Origin of the sequence: Mycobacterium hubeiense (assembly GCF_002838065.1) — a bacterium.
Classification (GTDB): Bacteria; Actinomycetota; Actinomycetes; order Mycobacteriales; family Mycobacteriaceae; genus Mycobacterium; species Mycobacterium hubeiense.
This window is the reverse complement of record NZ_PIZU01000083.1, coordinates 1-4,839: the sequence shown is the minus strand read 5'-3', so window position 1 is coordinate 4,839 and position 4,839 is coordinate 1. Positions and strand designations below refer to the sequence as shown.

At 57.1% G+C, this 4,839-nt stretch carries 3 rRNA genes; all 3 read right to left on the bottom strand.

The annotated features are described in order from the left end of the window. Positions 1–8: 8 nt before the first annotated feature. A 5S ribosomal RNA gene (gene rrf / locus CWS39_RS27815) occupies positions 9–123 on the bottom strand. A gap of 91 nt (positions 124–214) precedes the next feature. Beyond that, a 23S ribosomal RNA gene (locus CWS39_RS27810) occupies positions 215–3,338 on the bottom strand. Between the two features lie 405 nt (positions 3,339–3,743). After that, positions 3,744–4,839 (bottom strand): 16S ribosomal RNA (locus CWS39_RS27805); the annotation flags it as partial.

Here is a 4,839-nt window from a genome sequence, read left to right as displayed (position 1 = left end):
TAATGTGTGTTCGGCGGTGTCCTACTTTTCCACCCGGGTTGGGTAGTATCATTGGCGCTGGCAGGCTTAGCTTCCGGGTTCGGGATGGGTCCGGGCGTTTCCCTGCCGCTATTGACCGCCGTAACTCTATTTAATTCGTGTGGAATTGTATGTGTTATTGGTGGTGGGGTGTGAATGCTTGTTGTGCATTCGTGGATGGTGTGGTTGCGTTTTTGTGTGTAAGTTTTCGGCCGGTTAGTGCCAGTTCCCTGAGCGCATTGCTGCGTGTGTAGGTCTGGTCTATCGATCCCGTGGTCTGCGGGGGGCCTTATCCCACTTAATGGGTGAGAAGCCTGGTCTTGGAGGGGGTTTCCCGCTTAGATGCTTTCAGCGGTTATCCTGTCCGAACGTGGCTATCCAGCGGTGCCCCTGGTGGGACAACTGGTGTACCAGAGGTTCGTCCGTCCCGGTCCTCTCGTACTAGGGACAGGTTTCCTCAAGCTTCTGACGCGCGCGGCGGATAGAGACCGAACTGTCTCACGACGTTCTAAACCCAGCTCGCGTGCCGCTTTAATGGGCGAACAGCCCAACCCTTGGGACCTGCTCCAGCCCCAGGATGCGACGAGCCGACATCGAGGTGCCAAACCATCCCGTCGATATGGACTCTTGGGGAAGATCAGCCTGTTATCCCCGGGGTACCTTTTATCCGTTGAGCGACACCCCTTCCACTCGGGGGTGCCGGATCACTAGTCCCGACTTTCGTCCCTGCTTGACATGTCCGTCTCGCAGTCAAGCTCCCTTGTGCACTTACACTCAACACCTGATTGCCGTCCAGGTTGAGGGAACCTTTGGGCGCCTCCGTTACATTTTAGGAGGCAACCGCCCCAGTTAAACTACCCGCCAGGCACTGTCCCTGAACCCGGTTCAGGGTTCGAGGTTAGAGGCCCAATACGATCAGAGTGGTATTTCAACAACGACTCCACCCACACTGGCGTGTGAGTTTCACAGTCTCCCACCTATCCTACACAAACCGTATCGAGCACCAATACCAAGTTGTAGTGAAGGTCCCGGGGTCTTTTCGTCCTGCCGCGCGTAACGAGCATCTTTACTCGTAGTGCAATTTCGCCGAGTCTATGGTTGAGACAGTTGAGAAGTCGTTACGCCATTCGTGCAGGTCGGAACTTACCCGACAAGGAATTTCGCTACCTTAGGATGGTTATAGTTACCACCGCCGTTTACTGGGGCTTAAATTCTCCGCTTCACCCCCCGAAAGGGGTTGACGGGTCCTCTTAACCTTCCAGCCCCGGGCAGGCGTCAGTCCGTATACCTCGTCTTGCGACTTCGCACGGACCTGTGTTTTTAGTAAACAGTCGCTTCTCACTGGTTTGTGCCACCCACTTGTGCTTGGGCCGCAAGGGCTTACACACCATGTGGGTCCCCCTTCTCCCGAAGTTACGGGGGCATTTTGCCGAGTTCCTTAACCATAGTTCACTCGTACGCCTCGGTATTCTCTACCTGACCACCTGTGTCGGTTTGGGGTACGGGCCGTGTGTGTGCTCGCTAGAGGCTTTTCTCGGCAGCAGAGGATCACCGAATTCGCCTCACTCGGCTATGCATCACCTCTCGGGATATGCGTTGGACGGATTTGCCTATCCAACTCCCTACCGGTTTGCCCCAGTATTACCACTGACTGGTACGGCTACCTTCCTGCGTCACCCCATCGCTTGACTACTACCCATCCGGGTCCCACGCAGCCCCCAACCGTCGCACCCCGAAGGGATTGATCGGCCAGGTTTTGGGTGGTTAGCAGAACGGATTCATCAGGGACGCGCACACACGGGTACGGGAATATCAACCCGTTGTCCATCGACTACGCCTGTCGGCCTCGCCTTAGGTCCCGACTCACCCTGGGCGGACTGGCCTGGCCCAGGAACCCTTGGTCTTTCGGCGGGCAAGGTTCTCACTTGCCTTATCGCTACTCATGCCTGCATTCTCACTCCCACACCCTCCACACCTAGATCACTCTGGTGCTTCACCGGATGCAGGACGCTCCCCTACCCAACCCACATACATGGGTTGCCGCGGCTTCGGCGGTGTGCTTGAGCCCCGCTACATTATCGGCGCACAATCACTTGACCAGTGAGCTATTACGCACTCTTTCAAGGGTGGCTGCTTCTAAGCCAACCTCCTGGTTGTCTTCGCGACTGCACATCCTTTTCCACTTAGCACACGCTTAGGGGCCTTAGCCGGCGATCTGGGCTGTTTCCCTCTCGACGCACGGAGCTTATCCCCCGCCGTCTCACTGCCACGCAATACACTGCGGCATTCGGAGTTTGGCTGACGTCAGTAACCTAGTAGGGCCCATCGGCCATCCAGTAGCTCTACCTCCGCAGTGCTACACGCAACGCTGCACCTAAATGCATTTCGGGGAGAACCAGCTATCACGGAGTTTGATTGGCCTTTCACCCCTACCCACAGCTCATCCCCTCAGTCTTCAACCTAAGTGGGTTCGGGCCTCCACGCGGTCTTACCCGCGCTTCACCCTGGCCATGGGTAGATCACTCCGCTTCGGGTCCAGAACACACCACTACACCAACCCCAACGGATTGGATACGCCCTATTCAGACTCGCTTTCGCTGCGGCTACCCCACCCGGGTTAACCTCGCGACATGTCCCTGACTCGCAGGCTCATTCTTCAAAAGGCACGCCATCACCCCACCGTAAACGAGGGGCTTTGACGGGTTGTAGGCACACGGTTTCAGGTACTCTTTCACTCCCCTCCCGGGGTACTTTTCACCATTCCCTCACGGTACTGATCCGCTATCGGTCACTGGGAAGTATTCAGGCTTACCGGGTGGTCCCGGCAGATTCACAGCAGATTCCACGGGCCCGCTGCTACTCGGGAAACCTGCGACAGCAGAGCACATGTTTTCGGTTACGGGGCTCTCACCCACTACGGCAGACCATCCCAGGCCACTTCACCTAACACATACTTTTCTCACTGCTGCCCGCCTCGGCGGAGACAGGAACACAGGCCCCACAACACCACACACGCAACCCCCGCCGGGTATCACACGCGCGCGGTTTAGCCATCCTCCGCTTTCGCTCGCCACTACTCACGGAATCACAATTGTTTTCTCTTCCTACGGGTACTGAGATGTTTCACTTCCCCGCGTTCCCCCCCACTGCCTATACATTCAGCAGTGGGTGACACGACATCACTCGTGCCGGGTTTCCCCATTCGGACATCCTCGGATCCACGCTCGGTTGACAACTCCCCGAGGCATATCGCAGCCTCCCACGTCCTTCATCGGCTCCCAGTGCCAAGGCATCCACCATGCGCCCTTAAACACTTACAACACAAAACCAAAAGTTAATTCACTAACTTTGAAATTGCACATCAGACACCAAACAACCCACCACAAAAAACCCGCGGTGAGCACACGCTCGCTGCCTAGATGCTCGCAACCACTATCCACAAATCAAACACCACACCCCACCACCAAAGCAGGGCAACAACAAGAACCCCCTCCAAGGGGGCCGGCACCCACCCCAACCGGGATGAGCCCGCGGGCTTGTTGTCTCAAAGCCCAATAGTGTGTCCAGCAGTTCTTTTCACCGGCGCCCGAAAGGCTCCCGAACCGGTCAACGTTTGTTGTGCACCAGAACCACACCCACTACAGGCGCGGCCCATCCATCGAATCGTCTGGGACTCGGCTGATCCGCGACATGCGGGCCGGCCCAGATCTCGTGGTGCTCCTTAGAAAGGAGGTGATCCAGCCGCACCTTCCGGTACGGCTACCTTGTTACGACTTCGTCCCAATCGCCGATCCCACCTTCGACAGCTCCCTCCCACACGGGGTTAGGCCACTGGCTTCGGGTGTTACCGACTTTCATGACGTGACGGGCGGTGTGTACAAGGCCCGGGAACGTATTCACCGCAGCGTTGCTGATCTGCGATTACTAGCGACTCCGACTTCACGGGGTCGAGTTGCAGACCCCGATCCGAACTGAGACCGGCTTTGAAAGGATTCGCTCCACCTCACGGCATCGCAGCCCTTTGTACCGGCCATTGTAGCATGTGTGAAGCCCTGGACATAAGGGGCATGATGACTTGACGTCATCCCCACCTTCCTCCGAGTTGACCCCGGCAGTCTCTCACGAGTCCCCACCATAACGTGCTGGCAACATGAGACAAGGGTTGCGCTCGTTGCGGGACTTAACCCAACATCTCACGACACGAGCTGACGACAGCCATGCACCACCTGCACACAGGCCACAAGGGAAACCACATCTCTGCAGTCGTCCTGTGCATGTCAAACCCAGGTAAGGTTCTTCGCGTTGCATCGAATTAATCCACATGCTCCGCCGCTTGTGCGGGCCCCCGTCAATTCCTTTGAGTTTTAGCCTTGCGGCCGTACTCCCCAGGCGGGGTACTTAATGCGTTAGCTACGGCACGGATCCCAAGGAAGGAAACCCACACCTAGTACCCACCGTTTACGGCGTGGACTACCAGGGTATCTAATCCTGTTCGCTCCCCACGCTTTCGCTCCTCAGCGTCAGTTACTGCCCAGAGACCCGCCTTCGCCACCGGTGTTCCTCCTGATATCTGCGCATTCCACCGCTACACCAGGAATTCCAGTCTCCCCTGCAGTACTCCAGTCTGCCCGTATCGCCCGCACGCCCACAGTTAAGCTGTGAGTTTTCACGAACAACGCGACAAACCACCTACGAGCTCTTTACGCCCAGTAATTCCGGACAACGCTCGCACCCTACGTATTACCGCGGCTGCTGGCACGTAGTTGGCCGGTGCTTCTTCTGCATCTACCGTCACTCACGCTTCGTCGATGCTGAAAGAGG